This is a genomic window from Neisseria benedictiae, from assembly GCF_958267435.1.
Lineage (GTDB): Bacteria > Pseudomonadota > Gammaproteobacteria > Burkholderiales > Neisseriaceae > Neisseria > Neisseria bergeri.
Map to the genome: position 1 here is coordinate 36,669 of NZ_CATQFV010000010.1, position 23,109 is coordinate 59,777.

The following is a 23,109-nucleotide window of genomic DNA, read 5'->3' on the forward strand; positions in this document are numbered from 1 at the left end:
CCCGCCCTATGCCGCCGCCGGCCGCTATCGTACAGTTTTTATTTCGTTTTCAAACGGCATCCTTCCGTTTCTATTAAAATAGCGCATTCCACTTTTCAGACGGCATCCCTATGTTTCCCGACCAATCCGCCCCCAACCTGCTGCAAGGCTTGAACCCTGAACAACTTTCCGCCGTAACCTGGCCGCCACAATCCGCCCTTGTGTTGGCAGGCGCGGGCAGCGGCAAAACGCGCGTACTGACCACGCGTATCGCATGGCTTCTGCAAAGCGGACAAGCCAGTGTGCACAGCATTATGGCGGTAACGTTTACCAACAAAGCCGCCAAAGAGATGCAAACACGTCTCGGCGCGATGATTCCTATCAACGTCCGCGCCATGTGGCTCGGCACGTTTCATGGCTTGTGCCACCGCTTTCTACGGCTGCACCACCGAGATGCCGGTCTGCCGTCTTCCTTTCAAATCCTCGACAGCGGCGACCAGCTTTCCCTGATTAAACGCTTGCTCAAAAGCCTCAATATCGCCGAAGAAATCATCGCGCCGCGTTCGCTGCAAGGCTTTATCAACGCGCAAAAAGAATCCGGTTTGCGCGCTTCCGTCTTGAGTACGCCCGATCCGCACACACGCCGCATGATTGAATGCTACGCCGAATACGACAAAATCTGCCAACGCGAAGGCGTGGTCGATTTCGCCGAACTCATGCTCCGCAGCTACGAAATGCTGCAAAGCAACGAAATCCTGCGCCAACATTACCAAAACCGCTTCAACCACATTCTGGTCGACGAGTTCCAAGACACCAACAAACTGCAATACGCCTGGCTGAAACTGATTGCCGGCAACCACGCCGCCGTCTTTGCCGTCGGCGACGATGACCAAAGCATCTACCGGTTCCGCGGCGCAAACGTCGGCAACATGACCGCGCTGATGGAAGAATTCCACATCGATGCGCCCGTCAAGCTCGAACAAAACTACCGCTCCGTCGGCAACATCCTCGCCGCCGCCAACGCTGTTATCGAAAACAACGACGAACGCCTCGGCAAAAAACTGCGCACCGACGCCGAAGCAGGCGACAAAATCCGCTACTACTCCGCCTTTACCGACCTCGAAGAAGCCCAATTCATCGTTGACGAAACCAAAGCACTCGAACGCGAAGGCTGGGATTTGGACGAAATCGCCGTCCTCTACCGCAGCAACGCCCAATCCCGCGTTATCGAACAAAGCCTGTTCCGCAGCGGCATTCCCTACAAAATCTACGGCGGCTTGCGCTTTTACGAACGCCAAGAAATCAAACACGCGCTCGCCTACCTGCGCCTCGCCGTCAATCCCGACGACGACAACGCCCTTTTGCGCGTCATCAACTTCCCGCCGCGCGGCATCGGCGCACGCACCGTCGAAAACCTTCAGACAGCCTCAAACGAACAAGGCATCACCCTCTGGCAGGCAGCCTGCAATGCCGGCGCAAAAGCCGCCAAAGTTGCCGCCTTCATCCGCCTGATTGAAGCCCTGCGCAACCAAGTCGGACAACTGCCCCTGCCCGAAATCATCGTCGGCATCCTCAAAGACAGCGGCCTGACCGAACACTACAAAACCCAAAAAGGCGACAACCAAGACCGTCTCGACAACCTCGACGAACTCGTCAACGCCGCCATCGAGTTCAAACCCGAAGACAGCAACTTCGAAATCCTGCCCGAAAACATTTCAGACGACCCCGCCTTCCCCATCCTCGCTTTCCTAAGCAACGCCGCCCTCGAATCCGGCGAAAACCAAGCAGGCGCGGGCGAAAAAGCCGTCCAACTCATGACCGTCCACGCCGCCAAAGGCTTGGAATTCAACGCCGTCTTCCTCACCGGCATGGAAGAAGGCCGCTTCCCCAGCGAAATGAGCCTCGCCGAACGCGGTGGCCTCGAAGAAGAACGCCGCCTCATGTACGTCGCCATCACCCGCGCCCGCAAACGCCTCTACATCACCATGGCGCAACAACGCATGCTGCACGGGCAAACCCAATTCGGCATCGTCTCCCGCTTCGTCGAAGAAATCCCGCCCGAAGTATTGCACTACCTGTCCGTCAAAAAACCGGCCTACGATAGCTACGGCAACACGCGCCAAACCGCCACGTTCAAAGACAAAATCATCGACGACTACAAACAGCCGCAAACCTACGCAGGCTTCCGTATCGGACAAAACGTCCGCCACGCCAAATTCGGCACCGGCGTCATCATCGATGCCGTGGACAAAGGCGAATCCGCCCGACTGACCATCAACTTCGGCAAACAAGGCGTGAAAGAGTTGGATACCAAGTTTGCAAAATTGGAAGCGATGTAAATTTGAAATGCAGGCCGGATATTCGTATCCGACCTACGGCAAAAACCTTAGCAGGAGAGAATAGAAACCCGTAGCGTGGGCTTTTCCTATGAATCAAGCCCAAAATTTCAGACGGCATTTTTAGCCGTCATTATCGTGGATGAAGCCCACGCTACAATGTACACATACGGAGCAAATAGAGATGTAGGTCGGATATTCGTATCCGACAAAAAAACATTTGACACGTCTATCGTTTCCGAAAAACCGCTGTTGGAAAATGTCGGATTCGAGAATTCGACCTACGGAAAAAAACTGTAGCAAGGACAAGGCAAAAGACCGTCTGAATCCGGTAACAACAAATTTTGCCGAAACCTCCGCCGTCATTCCCGCACAGGCGGGAATCCAGACCTTTCGGCACGGAAACTTATCGGATAAAAGGTTTCTTTAGATTCCACGTCCTAGATTCCCACCTGCGTGGGAATGACGGACGGTAAAAGCCGGGTATGAATACCCAACCCCCTGTTTATAGCTGAAATCAATAAGGAAGAACATTATGTCCCAAGTTTTTAAAGATTTTGATTTGTCCTCCGTATGGGAATCCGACAGTTGGGCGGATGAAAATTACAAAGAAGCCCCGTTTACCCCTGAAATTTTGGCTGCCGTAGAAAGTGAGCTAGGCTATAAATTGCCGCAAAGTTTTATTGAATTGATGGCAGTACAAAACGGCGGGATATTTGTCAAAAACTGCTTTTCGACCACGCAGAGAAATTCGTGGGCGGAAAATCATGTGCAAATTTGCGAGGTATCGGGAATCGGTTTTGAAAAAGAAGGGAGTTTGTGCGGCGAAACAGGGCAAAAACTTTGGCTGGAAGAATGGGAATATCCGCCCATCGGTGTGTATTTTGCCAACGACCCGTCAGGCGGTCATGCCCTGTTTGCCTTAGACTATCGGGCGTGCGGCAAAGACGGCGAGCCGAAAGTGGTGTTTGTCGAACAAGAATCGGATTTTGAAATAGTCGAACTTGCCCCTGATTTTGAAACCTTTATCCGCAACTTGCGGCATGAAGATGAGTTTATTGACGAAGAAATATAAAACGGCGGTTGAAAAACCGGAATCATCAAAGGAAAACGGGCGGAATAACAGATAACCGGTTGAATCTGTAAGGAAAACGGTTTGTAGGAACGTGCCATCCAAGACCTTTGCAAAGAAAAACTGTCCCCGACAGCATTGACATTATTATTTAGTTTCAAAAATGAAAAATTACTGTTTTTTCATTTTTTATAGCATATTCAAGTACATGAATAATATTTTTCACTAAGGGCTCTGTAGAAAAATCTGAATTTTGTAATTTTTCTTTTACAGCCAAAATACTTTCCTTATCTATTAGCCAATCCCCCTCACTTGGTCCAAATAACCAATTATCGGTAATTTCAGAAACAAGCCCCCATAATCCACGATTTTGATATTCAATAATTTGATTTTCCGTGATTTCTACAACTGTTTCAGATTGAATGTTTTTATAAGCCCAATCAACCATTTCAGTATATTCACTAATTGAAACATTGTCTTTTAAACAGAAAATTAACAGGTTGTGTTCATTCATTTGTCTAAGTTCCTGATATGAGTTTGTTGTTGTAAATAATCTTTTGCTTGCTTACCTTGTAAATTACCGGTTTTCACAACATTACCATTTGAATCGAGATACTGTTTTCGTGAACTATCATAGATTCTAAAATAGTTGTTTTCGTTATCTTTTATAATTGTAATTTTTCCATCTAAACTAGTGTATCGAGTTTTAACTTTATCAGGACTTAAAATACCAGGTGTATTGGGAGTTAGTGTTTTGTGCACTGAATCAAAACTTGCTGAACTCCAGTTACTACTAAACTTCTCAAAACTTTGTTTTCTTTTTTCAGCGGTGCTGTTTGGTAAAGATTTAATAGGTTTATTCCCACCTGCCATCTCCCCATCTACAGTCTGCATATGGCGGGCAGCAGGTTTTTTATAGCCGGTATTTTTAACCCAATCCCATTTGGTCGGGTTAAGTTCTACTTTTTTACCTCTCCAAACCGTACCTGCGGCCTCTGCTACGGCAAGAGCAGTTTGGGCTGTTGCAGTTATATTCGGATGGGCATCAGCCCATTGTCTGGCGGAATTGATACCGTCTTTTACCGCAAAAGCACTGTCCTGTAATAGGCTCGCGGCAGCAAGCTGTGCTTCCGGGCTTAATTTTCCTGAATTATTAATACCTTGTAGAGTCTGCTGCGCAGAGATGTAGCAACTGTATTTTTACCCCGTCGGGTAAAAATACAGTTGCTACGGCTGCTGGGAAAGCAGTTACTATTTTCCCAGTGGCTCAAAATTAATTGTTTCAGCAGATATTTTTATAATAATCCCTACATCAATAATAATTTCACTATAAAATTGGTATTTATATAGCTCTATTTCGGGTATAAACAAGGGAAACAAGCTATCTTCCTTATCCTCATAATCTACGAAATTATTTGTATCTAATTTAAAATTCAAAATATTACTGCATTTGATATATCCGAAATAATTACCTTCAATTGTATCTGTAAAAGATAATGTAAGGGTATTTCCATTATCGGAAAAGATTATTTCATAAAGGCTTACATTGTGAAAAATATTTTTTTTCATTTTCATTTGACAAAGTATCCAGAATGATGATGATTATTTGGCAATGGATTGCCTTCATAATCTTGTCGTTGCGGATATTTTCCCTGTACACCATCGGTTCGCGGCACTCTTTGGGTTCTTATAACCTCTCCATTTGGACGAATATCTATTTTCACGCCATCAGGACCTTTCCATGTTTCATATTGAGCCGCATCTGAACCAGTACGTCTAAAACCTTGTTCTTGCAATGCTTGACGTAATTCATCTCGCGTAGTTGGTCTGATAGATTTAACAACTGGCTTGTTTCCTCCTGCCATCTCACCGTCCAACGTCTGCATATGGCGGGCAGCAGGTTTTTTATAGCCGGTATTTTTAACCCAATCCCATTTGGTCGGGTTAAGTTCTACTTTTTTACCTCTCCAAACCGTACCTGCGGCCTCTGCTACGGCAAGAGCAGTTTGGGCTGTTGCAGTTATATTCGGATGGGCATCAGCCCATTGTCTGGCGGAATTGATACCGTCTTTTACCGCAAAAGCACTGTCCTGTAATAGGCTCGCGGCAGCAAGTTGTGCTTCCGGACTTAAATTTCCTAATTCATTAATATCTTGTAAAGTTTGCTGCGCAGAGATGTAGGTCGGATATTTGTATCCGACAAAAATATTTGACGCGTTTATCGTTTCCGAAAAAACGCTGTTGAAAAATGTCGGATTCGAGAATCCGACCTACGGTTGCTGAACAATGTTTTGTAGAACTTGCTCAAAATCCATGTTTCGCCATTTTCCTTTATATGTACCTAATGCAGCACGGGTTACGATTTCGTTTAAGTCATAAATAGCCATTTACGTCCTCTGCTAATTTTCAGCGAGTAGATTGGGTTACTAAACCCAACAAAAAAGCAGCCTGAAAAATTTCAGGATGCTTGTTTTATGTTTTTTATCAATGAATTAGGTTTTAATCCAGCCTGCGCTTGCTAGTTAAACAGTATTTACATAAAAATCTTGCACTGAACAAACAAGCGTATCATGTTCATCATGAAATGATGGGCATAACGTTAATCTACAAATGTTTACATTTAAAGATATTTTTTCAGTTTCAATATTTTTAATTTGTAAGGTTAATACATGAGGATATTTGTGATATAGCTGATTTTTTAATTGTTCGTTGTCTAATATAGCAAAAGGTAATTTTGCACACAAATAACCAATAACTTTGTTTTTATGAAAAAAAACTATCCAATTTTCAATTCCTTCATCCCAATCAAAAGTAAAATCCGTTCCTTCTATGATAAATTTAGCACAAGATATTAAATCTAACTTAACCCAAGTGGATTTATACAGACTCAATGCTGATGAAGTTATAATATTATCTAAATTATAAATTTTCATAAATCAACGTTCCTTACCTGGTGTTCCATGCACAGGTCTAATCCCATCTTTATTCGGCTTTCTACGATAAATGTTAATTATATGTGTCGGTTTTCCGTCTGTATAGCCAACTACGTCGTTCGTTGGAACTTTTGCCTTATTTTGACTATCCCATAAATTATGTTTATCTGCATATCTAGCAGCATCTAATGTAGCTTTTTCCGCATCAACATCTGATTTAAATAAACTTTTGCTATCTATCTTGTCTAGACTAGATGCATCAGGTTTGTGTCGTACCATACTGAGAGGGTCAGTAATATATTTGCCATCTGTAATAGCTGATCCACCATTATAGGTAGTATGCGTATAATTTTTTTGTGGAACGAGACTATTTTGCAAAGATTGTTGTGTAGAAACGCCAGCTTTGCCATTAGGAGTAGCTTGCTTCGCTGGCTTATTCCCACCAGCCATCTCCCCATCTAAAGTCTGCATATGGCGGGCAGCAGGTTTTTTATAACCAGTATTTTTAACCCAATCCCATTTAGTCGGGTTAAGTTCTACTTTTTTACCTCTCCAAACCGTACCTGCGGCCTCTGCTACGGCAAGGGCAGTTTGGGCTGTTGCAGTTATATTCGGATGGGCATCAGCCCATTGTCTGGCGGAATTGATGCCGTCTTTTACCGCAAAAGCACTGTCCTGTAATAGGCTTGCGGCAGCAAGTTGTGCTTCGGGACTTAAATTTCCTAAATGATTAATACCTTGTAGAGTCTGCTGCGCGGCTGTATCTGTGACCGGGCTTACCGCACTGTCTGTAATTGCCCCAATCCCTACTCCTTGAAAACCCATTAAAAAAGGATTAACCGCACCTTGGACGATGCCGCGAACATCATCCATACGGTTAGCCCACCAATTTTTATTGGGGTCGCTTTCCCATATCAGTTTTCCTGCTTCATCCACACGGCTGAGAAAACCAGAGGCGGCACCGGCATTTTCTTTTAGCCAACGGTCTGAAAATGGGGCTTGAGGAACAATATTAATCTTTGTTTTTGTTGAAGTTCCTTTGACATAGTAGCTGTATATATCCCTTGCCCCTTGTGGTTCCGGATAATCGCCGCCTTGAGGCCCGTCATATCCGTCTACGGGATGAATTTCCGACCCTGTTCGATGAAGTTGGTAAACAGTAAAACCGCCGTCTACACCGCCGCTGAAATCAGAAGTGCTTTTTGAATCATGATGATCGAACGGACTGTGTACTTCGTGTCCGTGTCCTGAAAAATGGGTTTCATAGCCGATAACACCTTCAAATCCTGTCCGTTCGTGTGTAATAGGCAGTATGGGGCCGACCGCAGTTGCATCAAATGTTTGGACGGCGTAAACCCGATTTTTAACACTGCCGCGACCATTACCAAACAGATGGTATTTACCACCCGGTTCGTAGTGTTTTGCCTGCATATCATCGCGTAAACGGGCATCCAAACCGTTCGCATGACTAATGGGGATTTGCAGCAACGATATTGCTGCTGCAAACAGCATCATGAATTTTTGAATAGGCAATTTCATTTTGTTTTCCTTGGTAGCAAGCGGTTATGGTAGTGTGAATTAAGGTTGCCCTTGTCTATGTTGTCGCACTACTTCATCGCTGTATCCATACCCCTCATGACTGTTATCAGTCTCTACGGATGGGGCAGAGTTACCCGTATGATTGCCGTATGGTTGGATATCGGAGAAATCGACCATTAATCCTTCTGTCGGTTTAATTCCTTTGCTTACTTTATACGGTCCCATCCACAATGCGTAATTTTCTTTATAGGCAGCTTCAAACGCATTGGTTTTTGGTTTGATGAGCAATTTTTTATTGGTTCTGTCTACTGCGAAATATTCCAGTTTTGTTTGGGCTTTCAGTGTTTCGGCATTGTATAGGTGCATTTCGGTTCTGTTGCGTATCGTTCCGAATACGTCGATGTTAATAAACACATCTGTATCGGCATTGGCAGGAGAAACAACGTCTATGCCGCGCAGGAAAAATACGGTCTGTACCAAGTGGGAAAGAAAGGCAGTATCGCGCGGGTTAGTCGTCAAGGTTTCATTTCGATAATCCCCCATCCCGCCAATATTTAAGCCCAGACTGCTCCTACTTCCGCTACCGTCTGATTGGGTGCGCGAGAGTGCAGGGGCATTAAGTGTAGATAAAGAAGTGGTTAAACCTGTCAAACCGCCTGATGTTGTTTCAGCGGTGGTTTCGTAACGTGGATAGGTGTAATCGGTACGGACGGCAGGGCTGTTTATGTATTCGCCGCGAAGCAGTGCATCAATGGAGTAGCGACCCCCTGTCAAACTGCCTGAACCTTGGTCGCCCATAGTGGCAATGTACAATGCAACTTTTCGTCCGTGTAATGCCTGTAAATCCATGTCTTTAACAGCAGCTCTGGCAGAAGCGGCCACAAGTTCTTGTTCAACCGCGAAGCGTTTACCTCCGCCATGCGATGGAATACCTGTCAGTGTCCCGCAGGCGGATAAAATAAAAACTGAAAAAAGAATAGGTATCAGCAGCCGTGCTTGCATAGATTTTCTCCTTTGATGAAAGACAAATTGTATCAAGATTGTAAATAAATCATAAATTAAATAAAATATTTCTTTACTGGTTTTGTGGTTTGGTTTTCAATAGGCTGCCCGCACATAGCGGGATTTGCGGTTGCAATGGCGGCGGTGTATTTTATAGTGGATTAAATTTAAATCAGGACAAGGCGACGAAGCCGCAGACAGTACAAATAGTACGGCAAGGCGAGGCAACGCTGTACTGGTTTAAATTTAATCCACTATAGGCTTTTTTCGGTCAGTTGCCGGTTAATCAGTCCCGGCAGTTCGGACAGGGTGTCGCCTTGCGCCAACCGGTTGCGGTAACGGCATAAGGTGCTGTAATCGGGGATGCTTGGTTCGTCAAAACGGCAAAACAGGTTGAAATCGGTGCGGGTAATGAGTACGGCGTTGCCCTTATGCCGATTTTGTCCGCCTGCTGCAAGGCGGTTTGCCCACTGAAAGGAAAAATGCCGTCTGAACATTGTTCAGACGGCATTTTCAAATGGAAGGCAATATAGTCGGCATATGAAAAATTGATGTATAAGGCAGGATGGCTCTAGGCTTGTTAATCTCCATATAATAAATGGCCGTCTGAAGCCCATATGCGACTATATCTGCCGGCCTTATGGGCAATCAGCAGTGAACCAGCGTGCCTTCGTTTTCACCGGTTACTACACGTTTGAGCGAGCCTTCTTTGGCGATGCCGAAGACGACAATATTGAGTTTGCGTTCGCGGCAAAGGGCGAAAGCGGTGGCGTCCATGACTTTGAGATTTTTGTTCAAGGCTTCGTCAAAAGTAATGGTTTCGTAGCGTGTTGCGGACGGGTCTTTTTTTGGGTCTGCGGTGTACACGCCGTCGACGTTGGTGGCTTTGAGCATCACGTCGCAGTTCATTTCTGCGCCGCGCAATGCGGCGGCAGTGTCGGTCGTAAAGAACGGGTTACCGGTACCGGCGGCGAAAATCACAACTTTGCCTTCTTCAAGGTATTGGATGGCTTTAGGGCGGGCGTAAGTTTCAGCGATTTGCTGCATAGACAGTGCGGATTGTACGCGCGCTTTGATGCCCAAGGTTTCAAATGCGTCTTTGAGTGCCAACGCGTTCATCACGGTTGCCATCATGCCCATGTAGTCGGCAGTGGCGCGGTCCATGCTGCCTGCTTGTGCAGATACGCCGCGGAAAATGTTACCGCCGCCGACAACGATGCCGACTTGCACGCCCATTTTAACGACTTCGGCAATTTCGCCGACAGTTTGAACGATGGTGTCGTGATTGATGCCGAACGGATCGGAACCCATCAGGGATTCGCCGGAGAGTTTCAGTAATACGCGTTTGTATTTGATTTGCTGTGTCATGGGATACCTTGCTTTCTTGAATGTCGTCGGTCGGAGTTTGGGCCGTCTGAATTTTCAAACGGTCGGAATTACAATGATATGGTGTGTCGTTCTGTTATAGTGGATTAAATTTAAATCAGGACAAGGCGACGAAGCCGCAGACAGTACAAATAGTACGGCAAGGCGAGGCAACGCTGTACTGGTTTAAATTTAATCCACTATATTGTTTTGTTTTCAGACGGCCTGAATATTCGGTCGTCTTAAAATAGGTACCGTAAACGGTTTTCTCAAAAAAAAGCACCCTGATTCGTTTGGAATCCAGGTGCTTTCTTTTTCATAAGTGCCTTACATTACACTTTAGCAGCGGCAGCAACTTCGGCTGCGTAGTCAACAACGGCTTTCTCGATACCGTCGCCTACTTTGTAGCGTACGAAGCTGATCACTTCAGTGCCGTTTTCTTTAGCGAATTGGGCAACAGTTTGGTCAGGGTTCATCACGAATGCTTGGCCGTTCAGAGTGATTTCGGCCAAGAATTTGCGGATACGGCCTTCAACCATTTTAGCGGCGATGTCGGCAGGTTTGCCGGAAGCGATAGCTTGCTCGGTGTAGATGTGGCGTTCTTTTTCAACAGTTTCAGCATCTACTTCGGCTTCGCTTACGCATTGTGGTTTAGCGGCAACGATGTGCATACCGATTTTGCGTGCTACGTCTTCAGAGCCTTTGTACTCAACCAATACGCCTTCGGTAGCCAAAGCACCGTGGATGTAGGCAACCAGTTGGTTGGCAGTGTCGATCACTTGGAAGCGGCGAACAGACATGTTCTCGCCCAATTTAGCGATGATGGCTTTACGTTCTGCTTCAACCAGTGCGCTCAGTTCTTCAACAGAAGCCGGTTTTTTCTCGGCAGCGGTTTTAGCAACGAAGTTGGCAAATTCTACGAAGCCCGCGTCTTTAGCAACGAAGTCGGTTTCGCAGTTTACTTCGACCAATGCGCCGACATTGCCGTTGATCGCGTAAGCCAATACGCCTTCGGCAGCAGTACGGCCAGCCAGTTTACCGGCTTTCGCACCAGATTTAATACGCAGGATTTCTTCGGCTTTGTCGAAGTTGCCTTCAGCTTCAACCAAGGCTTTTTTGCATTCCATCATGCCCAAGCCGGTAGCGGCGCGCAGATCGGCGACCATTTTTGCAGTAATTTCTGCCATTTTGAATCTCCTAGATTTTTGGGAAATACGGAAAGGATTTTCCGCATTCGGGAATCGTGTGCCGCGAACGGACGTTCAGACGGCATATTTGAGAAAAGGGGCATAACGCCCCTCTTCTGTATACCGAATTACTCGGCAGCAGCTTCTTGGGCAGCGGCTACAGTTTCTTGCAGTGCTTGGTTTTTGCCTTCCAAAACTGCGTCAGCGATGCCGCGGCAGTACAGGCGGATGGCTTTGGCGGAGTCATCGTTACCAGGGATAACGTATTTCACGCCGTCAGGGCTGTTGTTGGTATCGACTACGGCGATAACAGGGATGCCCAGTTTTTCAGCCTCAACCAGAGTACCTTTTTGGTAGCCGGTATCGATAACGAAAATCGCGTCAGGCAGGCCTTTCATGTTTTTGATACCGCCCAAAGAACGTTCCAGTTTTTCAACGTCGCGTTGCATTTCCAGAATTTCTTTTTTGTTGAAACCGCCTTCGGCAGCGTTTTCCAAGGCAGCAGTTTTTTCTTCCAGGCGTTTGATGGATTGCTTAACGGTTTTGTAGTTAGTCAGCATACCACCCAACCAACGGTAATCAACGAAAGGCATACCGGCACGGGTAGCTTCTTCGCGGATGATGTCGCGGGCTTGGCGTTTGGTACCTACGAACAATACTGTACCTTTGTTGGCAACCAGACGGCGTACGGCTTCTTGCGCCTCTTGGAACATCGGCAGGGTTTTTTCCAAGTTTACGATATGGATTTTGTTGCGCGCACCGAAAATGTATTGAGCCATTTTCGGGTTCCAGAAACGGGTTTGGTGACCGAAGTGGACACCGGCTTCAATCATCTGACGCATAGTAATTTGAGACATGTTATTTCCTTGAAAGGGTTAAAGAGCACACATTCAATCGCATAGAACTTGATAGGCGGAGCCTATTGTCAAGCACCCTTCGGCGAAAGTGGGCATAAGTTTAAAAAATAAAAGCGTGTTTCCGAAATGGAAAACTAACGAATTATAGCGGATAAGATGCCGTCTGAAAAGGGATTCAGGGTTTTGTGCCACTGTCTTTTTGCCGTTGTGCGCGCTGCTGTTCGAATTCTGCCTGTTCCTGCTGTCTCATCAGGCGGTTGCGGCGGCGGACGGTTACAACGAAGACCGTGAATACGGTGGGCAACACTGCCCAAAAAACCAAATAAATCAAGGCGCGCGCAATACTCGGCTGCGCGGCGGAATACATAACGGCAACAAAAAGATAGCCGATGGCGACGATGTGCCACATTGTGTGCGTCCTGTTTGAATGTTAACAAAATCGTTATAATCGCAACATTCTACCGTAATCCTGAAAGGCCGTCTGAAATGAGGAATGAGGAAAAACGCGCCCTGCGCCGCGAATTGCGCGGGCGGCGTTCGCAAATGGGGCGGGACGTGCGGGCGGCGGCAACGGTAAAAATCAACCGCCTGCTCAAACGTTATATTAAAAAAGGGCGGAAAATCGGCGTGTATTGGCCGATGGGCAAGGAATTGCGTTTGGACGGCTTTGTCCGTGTCGCGCAAAAACGCGGTGTAAAACTTTATCTGCCTTATATCGAACCGCGTTCGCGGCGGATGTGGTTTACGCCGTATCCTGAAAGCGGAATGGAACGGGAGCGCATACGGGGCAGGGCGAAGTTGAACGTGCCGCAGTTTGCAGGGCGCAAAATCCGCGTGCACGGTTTGTCGGTATTGCTCGTCCCGCTTGTCGGCATAGACCGCGAAGGCTACCGCTTGGGGCAGGCAGGCGGCTATTATGATGCGACGCTTGCGGCGATGAAATACCGTTTGCAGGCAAAAACCGTGGGCGTAGGCTTTGCCTGCCAACTGGTCGGCACGCTGCCGCGCGAGGCGCACGACCTGCCGCTGGACGGTTTTGTGTCGGAGGCGGGGATATTGTGTTTTTAGCCGTTCAGACGGCATTTTGAACGGAAATGCCGTCTGAAGGCGGAATATTGGGAGAAAAGGATGTCGGAAAGGATAATACTGCCGGTCTTGTCGTTGGGCGGCGTTCGTCTCGAACCGTTGGATGTGCATCATGAAACGGGTTTGCGCGAGGCGGTTTGCGATGGGGAGGTTTGGAAGTCGGGGGTAACGTCCGCGCCTCATCCGGATAGGGTGGCAGACTATATCGGGACAGCATTGGCAACGCGTTTGGCGTTTGCTGTTGTCGATGAAGAGGCAGGCAGGGTGGTCGGGACAACGGCGTATTATCATTTTGAACCGCAGATTCCGCGTTTGGATATCGGATTCACATGGTATGCGGCATCGGCACGGCGGACACGGATAAACACCTGTTGCAAAATCATGTTGTTGGATTATGCATTCGATGTTTTGGCTTGCTGTTGCGTGGGATGGCGCACGGATATTCTGAACCTTGCCTCGCAACGTGCCATCGAACGGTTGGGTGCGGAAAAAGACGGCGTGCTGCGTATGCACATGCTCCGCAAAGACGGCAGTGTGCGCGATACGGTTGTATACAGCATGCTGAGGGAAGATTGGTGCAAAAACAGGGAAATCCTGACCGGCAGGTTGGCAGGGTATGGCGTGCAGGTGTGAGGCAGTATTTTCAAATTTAAAAAACTTAACGCAATATGCTGACAATCTTTTAAAAATTAATATATAAACAATTTTGATTTTTTATCTATTAAAAATTTGATATATATGGATAAATAACTATTTTTATTTTTCATTTCGCAGTTCTCCGGCTTGGCGGGCGACAGAAAATCTTTGCATTTCCCAGTAAAATCCACTACATTCACGATAACATATTACAAGCCCCTGAAGCGGTGTCGGAAGCCATACCTGCAACGCATTCCAACCCCGAAACGGCGTACTCGGACACACACCATTGCCGGTTTCCCCTGCTTTTGCGATTCAGGCGTTTGTAGTACGGCAAATAACCATAAGGGCAGAAGATGCCTGTTTTTTTAGGAGTAAACCATGGCTGAAGCGACAGACGTTGTCTTGGTGGGCGGCGGCATTATGAGCGCGACTTTGGGCGTTTTGCTCAAAGAACTCGAACCGTCTTGGGAAATCACCCTGATTGAACGCTTGGAAGACGTGGCGTTGGAATCGTCAAACGCGTGGAACAACGCAGGCACGGGGCATTCCGCGCTGTGCGAATTGAACTATGCGCCGCTGGGTGCAAATGGGATTATCGATCCGGCGCGCGCCCTCAATATTGCCGAACAGTTTCATGTCAGCCGCCAGTTTTGGGCGACGCTGGTCGCGGAAGGCAAGTTGGAAGACAATTCCTTCATCAATGCCGTGCCGCATATGTCTTTGGTGATGAATGAAGACCACTGCCGTTACCTGCAAAAACGCTATGATGTGTTTAAAACGCAGAAACTTTTTGAAAATATGGAATTTTCCACCGATCGGAACAAAATTTCCGATTGGGCTCCGCTGATTATGCGCGGACGGGACGAAAACCAACCCGTCGCCGCCAACTACTCCGCCGAAGGCACGGATGTCGATTTCGGACGGCTGACGCGCCAGATGGTGAAATATTTGCAGGGCAAGGGCGTAAAAACAGAGTTCAACCGCCACGTCGAAGACATCAAACGCGAATCCGACGGCGCGTGGGTGCTCAAAACCGCCGATACCCGCAACCCCGACGGGCAGCTCACCCTCCGCACCCGCTTCCTCTTCCTCGGCGCGGGCGGCGGCGCGCTGACCCTGCTGCAAAAATCCGGCATCCCCGAAGGCAAAGGCTACGGCGGCTTCCCCGTGTCCGGCCTGTTCTTCCGCAACAGCAACCCCGAAACCGCCGAACAACACAACGCCAAAGTGTACGGGCAGGCTTCCGTCGGTGCGCCGCCGATGTCCGTCCCGCACCTCGACACACGCAACGTGGACGGCAAACGCCACCTTATGTTCGGCCCTTACGCAGGCTTCCGTTCCAACTTCCTCAAGCAAGGCTCGCTTATGGATTTGCCGCTGTCCATCCATATGGACAACCTCTATCCTATGCTGCGCGCCGGCTGGGCGAATATGCCGCTGACCAAATACCTGCTGGGCGAATTGCGTAAAACCAAAGAAGAACGCTTCGCCTCCCTACTGGAATACTACCCCGAGGCAAACCCCGACGACTGGGAACTCATCACCGCAGGGCAACGCGTCCAAATCATTAAAAAAGACTCCGAAAAAGGCGGTGTGCTCCAGTTTGGTACGGAGATTGTCGCCCACGCCGACGGCTCGCTTGCCGCACTGTTGGGTGCCTCACCGGGCGCATCGACCGCCGTGCCGCTGATGATCCGCCTTATGCACCAATGCTTCCCCGAGCGCGCCCCGTCTTGGGAAGGCCGTCTGAAAGAGCTGGTACCGGGTTACGGCATCAAGTTGAATGAAAATCCTGAAAGGGCGGATGAAATTATCGCCTATACCGCGAAAGTGTTGGATATTTAAGCCGAATCTTTCAAGAAAAGCCGTATCCCCATATGGTGTTGGTGTCGCCCCTGCCGGTTATGCCCTTCATCCGGCGGGGCAGGTTTTGATACACGGGGCAGGTAATCGTTTTCCCCTTTGCGAGTAATGGGGAAAGGGTCAAAAAAACAGCGTTTTCATTTCTGAAAACGCTGTTTTTTGTTGCCTGATTAACGTGGGGAACAGTCTTTGAAGACGATTTGGTTGTCAGGTGCGGTAATCATAATGGGCTGTTTGCGGTAGGATTTGCCATCCATCACGCCGGTACCCAAAACATAACCGCCTTCTTTGCCGTAGAATGTTTCCACATTGTCGGATTTGTCCAAATTGACAGGCATTTGCACGCGTTTGCCGTTGATGACGGCGGAGGCGTATGTGGTCAGACCCTGTTTGTTGAAGCCGTAGGTTACTTTGACTTTTTTACCTTGCTGGCAGACGTAGCTGACGGTTTTTTTGGCAACGGTGGGGTTGTCCGTGCCGGCGGCGGCAGCCATACTGCTGAGCGCGATTGCGGAAGACAGGATTGCGGTGGTCAGAAGTTTCATTTTTATTCCTTTGGATAGATGTGGAGTTTGCCCGTTTCGGGCTATTTGACATTTTAATGTCGGCGTATCTTGAAATAAACAGGAAATTGGATAAAGTTTGTAAAAAGGCAGGTTCGGGCGGTTCGGCGGTTTGATGCAGGGGCGGCAGGCGGGGTACGGCAGCCTGTCCGGTGTTTCAGACGGCATTGTTTGCGTTCTTCGGAAATAAAAAACCTCCGGACATCCGGAGGTTGCGGTTTAACCTTGTTTTTTTCTTTCAGACTTGGTCTGTTTGGACAATTCGGCATACAGGTCGGGATGGTGTTTTTTCAACAGGGCGGCGATTTCCATATCTTTTTTGTTGACTTTTGCTAAATCGAGGCATTCGATATGGACGAGGCGGAGCAGTTCGCGTACGGGTTTGGGCATCTTGCGGCCGGTTTCGTAGCGCGAGCCTCCGGATTGGGTAACGCCGACCTTGCCCCAGAAGTCTATCTGGTTAAGACCGGTTTTTTTGCGGATTTCTTTAATGTCTTCAATCTCTTCAAATACTTTCATGGGAATTCCTTTTAAAGTTTGTTTGGTTGCCACGTAAATTTTAATTTGCTTTATTTTTGTAATGTGTCGAGTCAAGCCTGTTTTTATATTGCATATTATATCTGCCGTTTCTTTCAGACGACATTGTTTGTTTTTATAGGGGGGTTAGGGTTTGCCGGAGGTGGGGCTGACGGTGAGGATTTCGTAGCCGGTTTCGGTAACCAAAACTTCGTGTTCCCATTGGGCGGAGAGGGAGCGGTCTTTGGTTACGACCGTCCAGCCGTCGTTGAGGATACGCAGGTGGCGTTTGCCTTGGTTGATCATCGGTTCGACGGTGAAAATCATACCCGGTTTTAGAACGGGGCCCTGTCCTTTTTTTCCGTAGTGCAGGACTTGCGGGGCTTCGTGGAAACCGCGCCCGATGCCGTGGCCGCAAAATTCCTGTACGACGGAATAGCCGGCGTTTTCGGCAACCTGTTGGCAGGCGTAGCCTACGTCGCCCAGCGTCGCGCCGGGTTTGACGGCTTCGATGCCCGCCATCATAGAGGCGTGGGTTACGTCGATCAGCCGTTGGGCGATGGGGGAGACTTTGCCGACGGTAAACATACGGCTGGAGTCGCCGTGGAAACCGTCTTTTTTGATGGTCAGGTCGATGTTGATGATGTCGCCTTCTTTGAGCGGCTTGTCGTCGGGAATGCCGTGGCAGATGACGTGGTTGACGGAGGTGCAGCAGGATTTGGGGTAGGGCGGGTTGCCGTAGTGCAGGGGGGCGGGGTAGCCGCCTTGGACGTTGACGTGGTAGTCGTAAACGAGTTTGTCGATTTCGTTAGTGGTTACGCCGGGTTTGACGAATTGTCCGATGTAGTCGAGGGCTTCGGCAACGAGGCGGCCGAGTTCGCGCATTTTTTCGATTTCTTCGGGGGTTTTGATGATGATGCCGTTCATAATGCTTCCTTGGATTGCGGGTGTGCCTGCCGTGCCGGGTCAGAAGAGGTTGTCGAGAATCTCTTTATGGGGTTTGGCCGGCGTGTTTTTCGGGGTGTCCGGTTTGGTATGGTTTTCTTTGGGTGTTTCTTTGGGCTGCGCCTGTTTTTCGGGTGTTTCTTTTCGGGGTTCGGGACGAGGGACGTTTGTGGGCAGTACGGGGGTTTCTTTGAGTGTGTTTTCGGCTTGTGTTCCGGTGCCGGTTAACGGATCGGCTGCCCGGGACGCATCCGAAGGGCGCGGTTTGGCACGGTTTTTTTTGGCAGGGGCGGGAAGGGGCGGTTTGCCGCCGCTTTCGTTTTCGCCGTCCGCACTTTCGGGTTCGGACGGAGCCGGTTCGGGACGGGCTGCGCCTTGTCCGACTGCGCCGTTTGGCAGCCAGAATTCGGTTTCGTGGGGGCTGTCGGTGTGTTGCGGTTCGGTTTGGAGGGTTTTGTCGCCGTTCGGGTTGAATGTGCTGACGATACCTACTGCCAATGCGCCGATGGCGGTAATACAGATGAGCAATACGGCGCGTATCAGGAGTTTGGGGGTCAGCCTGAAGGGTTTGTTCGGTTTTTTTGTCATTTTGCTTGTGCGTGGTGTCGGACAATGCCGTCTGAAGGCGGTTCAGACGGCATGGGTATCAGCGTTGGACGTAGTTTTGGTAGAGGGTGATGACTTTTTGTACACCGACGGTGGTGCTGACTTTTTGGGTAACCAGAGCCTGTTCTTCGGGGGTAAGGATGCCCATGATGTAGGTTACGTTGCCGTAGGTAACGATTTTGACGCGCGCCTGTGTGGCGGGGCTGATGCCCAGCAGCGTGGCACGGACTTTGGACGTGTTCCAAGTGTCGCCGGCGATGTCGCCGACGGTGCGCGGCAGGGAGGCGACGGTAATGTAGTTGTACACGCCTTCGGCTGCCTGTTCGGCACGCGCAATCTGACCGACGAACTGTTTTTCGCCTTCGGTGGCGACTTGTCCGAGCAGCAGCAGGTGGCGGTTGTAGCCGACGACGGAGATTTGGGGCGTGTAGCCTTTGGTTTGGTTGTTTTGGCGCAGGTAGGAACGGGCGGTGGTTTCGATACGCAACGCCATAACGTTGTCGTCGGTTTGCGCGCCGGTGGTTCGGCGGTCGACGGCGGATTTCGCGCCGACCGCCGCCCCGCCGATTACTGCGCTGACGCAGCCGCTAAGGGCAAGGCTGAAAATGGCGGCGGTCAGGATGCGGACGGTGTGCGGTTTGGGTTTCATCGGGGGCTTCCTTTCTTGGGCGTTTCAGACGGCATTGCTTTGCGCCATGCCGTCTGAAAAGGGTTACATTCCTTCCAGCAGTACGGAGTCGATACAGTCGCATATGGCGTGTATCAGCAGGATGTGGTTTTCCTGAATGCGGGCGGTGCGCGGATAGGGGACGTTGAGCAGTACGTCGGTGTCTTTGAGCATCGCGGCGATTTTGCCGCCGTCGCGGCCGGTCAGGGCGATGACGTGCATATCGCGTTCGTGTGCGGCTTTGACGGCTTCGATGACGTTGGCGGAATTGCCGGAAGTGGAGATGCCGACCAATACGTCGCCGGCGCGTCCGAGGGCGCGTACCTGTTTGCTGAAGACGTGGTCGAAGCCGTAGTCGTTGCCGATGGCGGTCAGCGCGGAGGTGTCTGTGGTCAGGGCGACGGCGGCGAGTTCCATACGTTCTTTTTCAAAACGGCCGGTCATTTCGGCGGCGAAGTGCTGCGCGTCGGCAGCCGAACCGCCGTTGCCGCAGGCCAGGATTTTGCCGTCATTCATCAGACATTGCAGCATCAGCTCGGCAGCCTGTACGGTCGGCTCGACCAGTACTTTTTCGGCTTCTTGCTTGGCACGGATGCTTTCGGCAAAATGGGCGGCAACGCGTTCTGGTAATGTCGTCATATCGTCAACCTGTAATATTCTTTATCCACTCGGGCGGGCGGTTTCCTTCGATGAGTACCGCATCGAGGCGGCACGGTACGTTTGTCAACCTGTTCTGTTGCAGATAATACTCTACACTTCGTTGCAGTTTCAATAATTTGGATGGGGAAATGCTGTATGCGGCACCGCCGAATTGCCGATTTTTGCGGTATTTTACTTCAACAAACAGAACCATGCCGCCGTTTTTGACAATCAGGTCGATTTCTCCGTAGGCGCAGTGCCAGTTGCGGGCAAGCAGCGTGCAGCCTTGGGATTGGAGAAAGGCAAGCGCGGCATCTTCCCCTGCCGCACCCTGTTTATGGTTTAAGCGCATAATCGGTTTAACCTTTATAATGTCTGTTTTTCAGACGGCATTTTTTATGTTTCAGAAACACTTGCAGAAAGCCTCCGACAGCGTCGTCGGAGGGACATTATACGTGGTTGCCACGCCCATCGGCAATTTGGCGGACATTACCCTGCGCGCTTTGGCGGTATTGCAAAAGGCGGATATCATCTGTGCCGAAGATACGCGCGTTACCGCGCAGCTTTTGAGCGCGTACGGCATTCAGGGCAAACTCGTCAGCGTGCGCGAACACAACGAACGGCAGATGGCAGACAAGATTATCGGCTATCTTTCAGACGGCATGGTTGTGGCGCAGGTTTCCGATGCGGGTACGCCGGCCGTGTGCGACCCGGGCGCGAAACTCGCCCGCCGCGTGCGCGAGGCCGGGTTTAAAGTTGTCCCTGTTGTCGGCGCAAGCGCGGTGATGGCGGCTTTGAGTGTGGCTGGTGTGGCGGAATCCGATTTTTATTTCAACGGTTTTGTACCGCCGAAATCGGGCGAACGTAGGAAACTGTTTGCCAAATGGGTGCGGGCGGCATTTCCTATCGTCATGTTTGAAACGCCGCACCGCATCGGGGCGACGCTTGCCGATATGGCGGAATTGTTCCCCGAACGCCGATTAATGCTGGCGCGCGAAATCACGAAAACGTTTGAAACGTTTTTGAGCGGCACGCCCGGGGAGCTTCAGACGGCATTGGCGGCAGACGGCAACCAATCGCGCGGCGAAATGGTGTTGGTGCTTTATCCGGCGCAGGATGAAAAACACGAAGGCTTGTCCGAATCCGCGCAAAATGTGATGAACATCCTTGCTGCCGAACTACCGACTAAGCAGGCGGCGGAGCTTGCTGCCAAAATCACGGGCGAGGGAAAAAAAGCTTTGTACGATCTGGCTCTGTCATGGAAAAACAAATGATGCCGGACAAGCCGGCATCGTAAGAGGGAGGCAATCAGCGTACGCGTCCCGTCATACGGTACAGAACATCTCTGCCCTGAATACGGTGGACGACGACCATGGCGACGTGTCCGACGACGGCGGCAAACAGCAGCCAGCCCAAATTGCCGTGGAACGTGTTGCCCAAGTTTGCCATCCACTCGATTTTTTCCGACGAACCCTGTATCACTTCAACGCCGAACACTTTCAACGGGCCGCGGCCGCTGCCGTATTGGCGGATCATGCCGATAACGGGAACGGCAAGCATGAGCAGGTACAGAATGCCGTGTCCTGCCGCCGCAGCCTTGCTGTCGCTTTGCGGACGCTTGGCGCGGTTGGCAACCGCCCACACGATGCGCAATGCAATCACCGTCAGCGTGAGGAAGCCGAAAGATTTGTGCAGGCCGAACAGGCTGCCCGCCCATTCCGCCTCTTCGTAAATCGTCCACAGGACAATGGTGGTCAGAATGCCGATGAAACCGGCAACGGTCAGCCAGTGCAGCGCTCGTGTCAACGGGTCGTAAACGGCAGGTTGGTTTGTATTCATAAAAAAATCCTTATCATAATGTAACGGTTTGAACGGACATTCCGTCGGGTCGGAATGTCAAAAAGGCGCGATTGTACCAAAGAAGTTGGATATATTTTGTTTGCAGGCTGAAGATTTGCTTAAAAATTCATTAAGATGGGCGGAACAAATAGTTTTGGTACGGCGTGTTGAAATACCGCTTATCCCTTATAATAGCGTCCGAAATTCTGTTCAGACGGCATCAAAACACACGGCAATCCGTCTGGAACCTTATTTGAAACCAACAAACAAGAGCATTGAATGAAATTTATCGACGAAGCAAAAATCGAAGTCGCCGCAGGCAAAGGCGGTAATGGTGCAACCAGTTTCCGCCGCGAAAAATTCGTACCGCGCGGCGGTCCCGACGGCGGCGACGGCGGCAAAGGCGGCAGCGTCTGGGCAGAAGCCGACGAAAACACCAACACCCTCGTCGAATACCGCTTCGTCAAACGCTACCAGGCCAAAAACGGCGAAAAAGGCCACGGTTCCGACCGTTACGGCGCAGGTGCGGACGACATCGTCCTCAAAATGCCCGTCGGCACCCTCATCCGCGACCTCGATACCGATGAAATCGTCGCCGATCTCACCTACCACGGACAGCGCGTTTGCCTTGCCAAAGGCGGCAAAGGCGGATTGGGCAACATCCACTTTAAATCGTCCGTCAACCGCGCACCCAAACAATCCACACCCGGCGAAGAAGGTGAAACCCGTTCCCTGCAACTCGAGCTTAAAGTCCTCGCCGACGTCGGCTTGTTAGGCATGCCCAACGCCGGTAAATCCACCCTGATTACCGCCGTATCCGCCGCACGTCCCAAAATCGCCAACTACCCCTTCACCACCCTGCATCCAAACTTGGGCGTCGTGCGCATCGACGAAAACCACAGCTTCGTCATGGCCGACATCCCCGGCCTGATTGAAGGCGCGGCAGAAGGCGCAGGCTTGGGACACCGCTTCCTCAAACACCTGTCGCGCACAGGATTATTGTTGCACGTTGTCGATTTGGCCCCTTTCGACGAAACCGTCAGCCCCGCCGAAGAAGCCCTCGCCATCATCAACGAATTGCGCAAATACGACGAAGAACTCTACGGCAAACCGCGCTGGCTGGTGCTGAACAAACTTGATATGCTCGACGAAGAAGAAGCCCGGGCGCGAACAGCCGCCTTCCTCGAAGCCGTCGGCTGGGACTACCCCGAACCGGACGACCGTTTCCAATTCGATATGGAAACCCCGCGCCTTTTCCAAATCAGCGCACTGACCCACCAAGGCACGCAGGAATTGGTACACCAAATCAACCAATACCTGACTGAGAAAAAACGCATTGAAGCCGAGAAAGCCGAAGCGGAGAAAGCGGCGGCAAATGTTGAAATTATCGAACAGCAGCCGAAAACGGATACGGGCGTGTTTAAGCCGGAGTAAAAGGACAATGCCGTCTGAAAGTTTTCAGGCGGCTCATTCTGC

At 50.0% G+C, this 23,109-nt stretch carries 25 protein-coding genes and 5 pseudogenes; 8 read left to right on the forward strand and 22 right to left on the reverse strand.

All coding sequences use genetic code 11. The features are described from left to right. The first annotated feature begins 110 nt into the window (after positions 1-110). Entirely contained in the window at positions 111-2,318 is a 2,208-nt protein-coding gene (gene uvrD, locus Q3O12_RS00465; protein WP_301668833.1) for a DNA helicase II, read from the forward strand. Positions 2,319-2,850: 532 nt separating this feature from the next. Beyond that, entirely contained in the window at positions 2,851-3,390 is a 540-nt protein-coding gene (locus Q3O12_RS00470) for an SMI1/KNR4 family protein (protein WP_301668834.1), read from the forward strand. A gap of 154 nt (positions 3,391-3,544) precedes the next feature. Here Q3O12_RS00470 and Q3O12_RS00475 read toward each other — a convergent pair whose 3' ends face one another. The 11 genes and pseudogenes from Q3O12_RS00475 to pyrH form a co-directional block, all read right to left on the reverse strand. Further along, positions 3,545-3,901: a DNA mimic protein DMP12 gene (locus Q3O12_RS00475; RefSeq protein ID WP_002257027.1), complete on the reverse strand. Its 357-nt coding sequence runs from the start codon at positions 3,899-3,901 to the stop codon at positions 3,545-3,547. Further along, positions 3,898-4,260, reverse strand: a complete 363-nt coding sequence (locus Q3O12_RS00480; RefSeq protein ID WP_250314972.1) for a MafB protein — start codon at positions 4,258-4,260, stop codon at positions 3,898-3,900. Before Q3O12_RS00480 ends, Q3O12_RS00475 begins: the two co-directional genes overlap by 4 nt. Continuing rightward, positions 4,234-4,569 (reverse strand): annotated as a pseudogene (locus Q3O12_RS00485) (MafB family polymorphic toxin); the annotation flags it as partial. The pseudogene Q3O12_RS00485 and the gene Q3O12_RS00480, both read right to left, overlap by 27 nt. Before the next feature lie 69 nt (positions 4,570-4,638). Next, complete coding sequence (locus Q3O12_RS00490; protein ID WP_002215112.1) at positions 4,639-4,956, reverse strand: hypothetical protein; 318 nt, start codon at positions 4,954-4,956, stop codon at positions 4,639-4,641. Positions 4,957-4,958: 2 nt separating this feature from the next. Beyond that, complete coding sequence (locus Q3O12_RS00495) at positions 4,959-5,252, reverse strand: hypothetical protein (protein ID WP_002254397.1); 294 nt, start codon at positions 5,250-5,252, stop codon at positions 4,959-4,961. After that, positions 5,232-5,570: pseudogene (locus tag Q3O12_RS00500) on the reverse strand (MafB family polymorphic toxin); the annotation flags it as partial. The gene Q3O12_RS00495 and the pseudogene Q3O12_RS00500, both read right to left, overlap by 21 nt. A 339-nt stretch (positions 5,571-5,909) precedes the next feature. Beyond that, complete coding sequence (locus Q3O12_RS00505; RefSeq protein ID WP_002224186.1) at positions 5,910-6,320, reverse strand: hypothetical protein; 411 nt, start codon at positions 6,318-6,320, stop codon at positions 5,910-5,912. A gap of 3 nt (positions 6,321-6,323) precedes the next feature. Continuing rightward, positions 6,324-7,859 carry a MafB family polymorphic toxin gene (locus Q3O12_RS00510; RefSeq protein WP_301668845.1) on the reverse strand — a complete coding sequence of 512 codons (1,536 nt, stop codon included), beginning with the start codon at positions 7,857-7,859 and terminating at the stop codon, positions 6,324-6,326. 39 nt (positions 7,860-7,898) lie between these two features. Further along, positions 7,899-8,861 (reverse strand): adhesin MafA, encoded by a 963-nt coding sequence (mafA, locus tag Q3O12_RS00515; RefSeq protein WP_301668847.1) that lies wholly within the window; start codon positions 8,859-8,861, stop codon positions 7,899-7,901. A 257-nt stretch (positions 8,862-9,118) separates the two neighbouring features. Continuing rightward, a pseudogene (locus tag Q3O12_RS00525) lies at positions 9,119-9,277 on the reverse strand (IS5/IS1182 family transposase); the annotation flags it as partial. Between the two features lie 232 nt (positions 9,278-9,509). Further along, positions 9,510-10,229, reverse strand: coding sequence for a UMP kinase (pyrH, locus tag Q3O12_RS00530; RefSeq protein ID WP_002233257.1), 720 nt, complete (start codon positions 10,227-10,229; stop codon positions 9,510-9,512). A gap of 95 nt (positions 10,230-10,324) precedes the next feature. Here pyrH and Q3O12_RS00535 point away from each other — a divergent pair. Further along, a pseudogene (locus tag Q3O12_RS00535) lies at positions 10,325-10,432 on the forward strand (IS5/IS1182 family transposase); the annotation flags it as partial. 126 nt (positions 10,433-10,558) lie between these two features. Here Q3O12_RS00535 and tsf read toward each other — a convergent pair. The 3 genes from tsf to Q3O12_RS00550 all read right to left on the reverse strand — a co-directional run bounded on the left by tsf (position 10,559) and on the right by Q3O12_RS00550 (position 12,679). Then, positions 10,559-11,413 (reverse strand): translation elongation factor Ts, encoded by an 855-nt coding sequence (tsf, locus tag Q3O12_RS00540; protein ID WP_003753294.1) that lies wholly within the window; start codon positions 11,411-11,413, stop codon positions 10,559-10,561. Positions 11,414-11,541: 128 nt separating this feature from the next. Next, complete coding sequence (gene rpsB / locus Q3O12_RS00545) at positions 11,542-12,270, reverse strand: 30S ribosomal protein S2 (RefSeq protein ID WP_002230071.1); 729 nt, start codon at positions 12,268-12,270, stop codon at positions 11,542-11,544. 175 nt (positions 12,271-12,445) lie between these two features. Continuing rightward, a complete protein-coding gene (locus Q3O12_RS00550; protein ID WP_101066498.1) occupies positions 12,446-12,679 on the reverse strand; it encodes a hypothetical protein in 234 nt (77 codons plus the stop codon). 77 nt (positions 12,680-12,756) lie between these two features. Here Q3O12_RS00550 and Q3O12_RS00555 point away from each other — a divergent pair, with 77 nt between their 5' ends. The 3 genes from Q3O12_RS00555 to Q3O12_RS00565 all read left to right on the forward strand — a co-directional run bounded on the left by Q3O12_RS00555 (position 12,757) and on the right by Q3O12_RS00565 (position 15,840). Further along, complete coding sequence (locus tag Q3O12_RS00555; RefSeq protein WP_301668848.1) at positions 12,757-13,338, forward strand: 5-formyltetrahydrofolate cyclo-ligase; 582 nt, start codon at positions 12,757-12,759, stop codon at positions 13,336-13,338. A gap of 60 nt (positions 13,339-13,398) precedes the next feature. Then, on the forward strand, positions 13,399-13,989 hold the full coding sequence (locus Q3O12_RS00560) for a GNAT family N-acetyltransferase (protein ID WP_301668849.1): 591 nt from the start codon (positions 13,399-13,401) through the stop codon (positions 13,987-13,989). Positions 13,990-14,373: 384 nt separating this feature from the next. Continuing rightward, a complete protein-coding gene (locus Q3O12_RS00565; protein WP_118792987.1) occupies positions 14,374-15,840 on the forward strand; it encodes a malate:quinone oxidoreductase in 1,467 nt (488 codons plus the stop codon). 188 nt (positions 15,841-16,028) lie between these two features. Here Q3O12_RS00565 and Q3O12_RS00570 read toward each other — a convergent pair whose 3' ends face one another. The 7 genes and pseudogenes from Q3O12_RS00570 to Q3O12_RS00600 all read right to left on the reverse strand — a co-directional run bounded on the left by Q3O12_RS00570 (position 16,029) and on the right by Q3O12_RS00600 (position 20,146). After that, positions 16,029-16,403 carry an ACP-like domain-containing protein gene (locus Q3O12_RS00570; protein ID WP_002225721.1) on the reverse strand — a complete coding sequence of 125 codons (375 nt, stop codon included), beginning with the start codon at positions 16,401-16,403 and terminating at the stop codon, positions 16,029-16,031. 237 nt (positions 16,404-16,640) lie between these two features. Then, entirely contained in the window at positions 16,641-16,940 is a 300-nt protein-coding gene (locus Q3O12_RS00575) for a helix-turn-helix domain-containing protein (RefSeq protein WP_247838838.1), read from the reverse strand. Positions 16,941-17,084: 144 nt separating this feature from the next. Then, positions 17,085-17,864, reverse strand: coding sequence for a type I methionyl aminopeptidase (map, locus tag Q3O12_RS00580; RefSeq protein WP_118792988.1), 780 nt, complete (start codon positions 17,862-17,864; stop codon positions 17,085-17,087). Between the two features lie 39 nt (positions 17,865-17,903). After that, positions 17,904-18,523, reverse strand: a pseudogene (locus tag Q3O12_RS00585) (hypothetical protein). A gap of 5 nt (positions 18,524-18,528) precedes the next feature. Then, on the reverse strand, positions 18,529-19,137 hold the full coding sequence (locus Q3O12_RS00590; protein ID WP_301668852.1) for a BON domain-containing protein: 609 nt from the start codon (positions 19,135-19,137) through the stop codon (positions 18,529-18,531). Positions 19,138-19,200: 63 nt separating this feature from the next. Beyond that, positions 19,201-19,794 (reverse strand): phosphoheptose isomerase, encoded by a 594-nt coding sequence (locus Q3O12_RS00595; RefSeq protein WP_301668853.1) that lies wholly within the window; start codon positions 19,792-19,794, stop codon positions 19,201-19,203. Positions 19,795-19,798: 4 nt separating this feature from the next. Beyond that, entirely contained in the window at positions 19,799-20,146 is a 348-nt protein-coding gene (locus Q3O12_RS00600; RefSeq protein WP_118792991.1) for a YraN family protein, read from the reverse strand. Positions 20,147-20,192: 46 nt separating this feature from the next. Here Q3O12_RS00600 and rsmI point away from each other — a divergent pair, with 46 nt between their 5' ends. Further along, positions 20,193-21,068, forward strand: a complete 876-nt coding sequence (gene rsmI / locus Q3O12_RS00605; protein WP_118792992.1) for a 16S rRNA (cytidine(1402)-2'-O)-methyltransferase — start codon at positions 20,193-20,195, stop codon at positions 21,066-21,068. 34 nt (positions 21,069-21,102) lie between these two features. Here the strand turns inward: rsmI and Q3O12_RS00610 are convergent, their stop codons facing one another. Continuing rightward, positions 21,103-21,633: a cytochrome b gene (locus Q3O12_RS00610; RefSeq protein ID WP_118792993.1), complete on the reverse strand. Its 531-nt coding sequence runs from the start codon at positions 21,631-21,633 to the stop codon at positions 21,103-21,105. A 279-nt stretch (positions 21,634-21,912) separates the two neighbouring features. Here Q3O12_RS00610 and obgE point away from each other — a divergent pair, with 279 nt between their 5' ends. Beyond that, positions 21,913-23,067: a GTPase ObgE gene (gene obgE, locus Q3O12_RS00615; RefSeq protein WP_301668855.1), complete on the forward strand. Its 1,155-nt coding sequence runs from the start codon at positions 21,913-21,915 to the stop codon at positions 23,065-23,067. Positions 23,068-23,109 lie beyond the last annotated feature (42 nt).

Coding starts and splice junctions, on each gene's coding strand:
- tsf (WP_003753294.1), bottom strand. CDS start 11,413: ATGGCAGAAATTACTGCAAAAATGGTCGCCGATCTGCGCGCCGCTACC.
- Q3O12_RS00565 (WP_118792987.1), top strand. CDS start 14,374: ATGGCTGAAGCGACAGACGTTGTCTTGGTGGGCGGCGGCATTATGAGC.
- Q3O12_RS00495 (WP_002254397.1), bottom strand. CDS start 5,252: ATGGCAGGAGGAAACAAGCCAGTTGTTAAATCTATCAGACCAACTACG.
- Q3O12_RS00560 (WP_301668849.1), top strand. CDS start 13,399: ATGTCGGAAAGGATAATACTGCCGGTCTTGTCGTTGGGCGGCGTTCGT.
- rpsB (WP_002230071.1), bottom strand. CDS start 12,270: ATGTCTCAAATTACTATGCGTCAGATGATTGAAGCCGGTGTCCACTTC.
- Q3O12_RS00470 (WP_301668834.1), top strand. CDS start 2,851: ATGTCCCAAGTTTTTAAAGATTTTGATTTGTCCTCCGTATGGGAATCC.
- Q3O12_RS00555 (WP_301668848.1), top strand. CDS start 12,757: ATGAGGAATGAGGAAAAACGCGCCCTGCGCCGCGAATTGCGCGGGCGG.
- Q3O12_RS00570 (WP_002225721.1), bottom strand. CDS start 16,403: ATGAAACTTCTGACCACCGCAATCCTGTCTTCCGCAATCGCGCTCAGC.
- Q3O12_RS00490 (WP_002215112.1), bottom strand. CDS start 4,956: ATGAAAAAAAATATTTTTCACAATGTAAGCCTTTATGAAATAATCTTT.
- rsmI (WP_118792992.1), top strand. CDS start 20,193: ATGTTTCAGAAACACTTGCAGAAAGCCTCCGACAGCGTCGTCGGAGGG.
- Q3O12_RS00480 (WP_250314972.1), bottom strand. CDS start 4,260: ATGGCAGGTGGGAATAAACCTATTAAATCTTTACCAAACAGCACCGCT.
- Q3O12_RS00505 (WP_002224186.1), bottom strand. CDS start 6,320: ATGAAAATTTATAATTTAGATAATATTATAACTTCATCAGCATTGAGT.
- Q3O12_RS00595 (WP_301668853.1), bottom strand. CDS start 19,794: ATGACGACATTACCAGAACGCGTTGCCGCCCATTTTGCCGAAAGCATC.
- Q3O12_RS00600 (WP_118792991.1), bottom strand. CDS start 20,146: ATGCGCTTAAACCATAAACAGGGTGCGGCAGGGGAAGATGCCGCGCTT.
- Q3O12_RS00475 (WP_002257027.1), bottom strand. CDS start 3,901: ATGAATGAACACAACCTGTTAATTTTCTGTTTAAAAGACAATGTTTCA.
- pyrH (WP_002233257.1), bottom strand. CDS start 10,229: ATGACACAGCAAATCAAATACAAACGCGTATTACTGAAACTCTCCGGC.
- Q3O12_RS00575 (WP_247838838.1), bottom strand. CDS start 16,940: ATGAAAGTATTTGAAGAGATTGAAGACATTAAAGAAATCCGCAAAAAA.
- map (WP_118792988.1), bottom strand. CDS start 17,864: ATGAACGGCATCATCATCAAAACCCCCGAAGAAATCGAAAAAATGCGC.
- mafA (WP_301668847.1), bottom strand. CDS start 8,861: ATGCAAGCACGGCTGCTGATACCTATTCTTTTTTCAGTTTTTATTTTA.
- obgE (WP_301668855.1), top strand. CDS start 21,913: ATGAAATTTATCGACGAAGCAAAAATCGAAGTCGCCGCAGGCAAAGGC.
- Q3O12_RS00510 (WP_301668845.1), bottom strand. CDS start 7,859: ATGAAATTGCCTATTCAAAAATTCATGATGCTGTTTGCAGCAGCAATA.
- Q3O12_RS00610 (WP_118792993.1), bottom strand. CDS start 21,633: ATGAATACAAACCAACCTGCCGTTTACGACCCGTTGACACGAGCGCTG.
- uvrD (WP_301668833.1), top strand. CDS start 111: ATGTTTCCCGACCAATCCGCCCCCAACCTGCTGCAAGGCTTGAACCCT.
- Q3O12_RS00590 (WP_301668852.1), bottom strand. CDS start 19,137: ATGAAACCCAAACCGCACACCGTCCGCATCCTGACCGCCGCCATTTTC.
- Q3O12_RS00550 (WP_101066498.1), bottom strand. CDS start 12,679: ATGTGGCACATCGTCGCCATCGGCTATCTTTTTGTTGCCGTTATGTAT.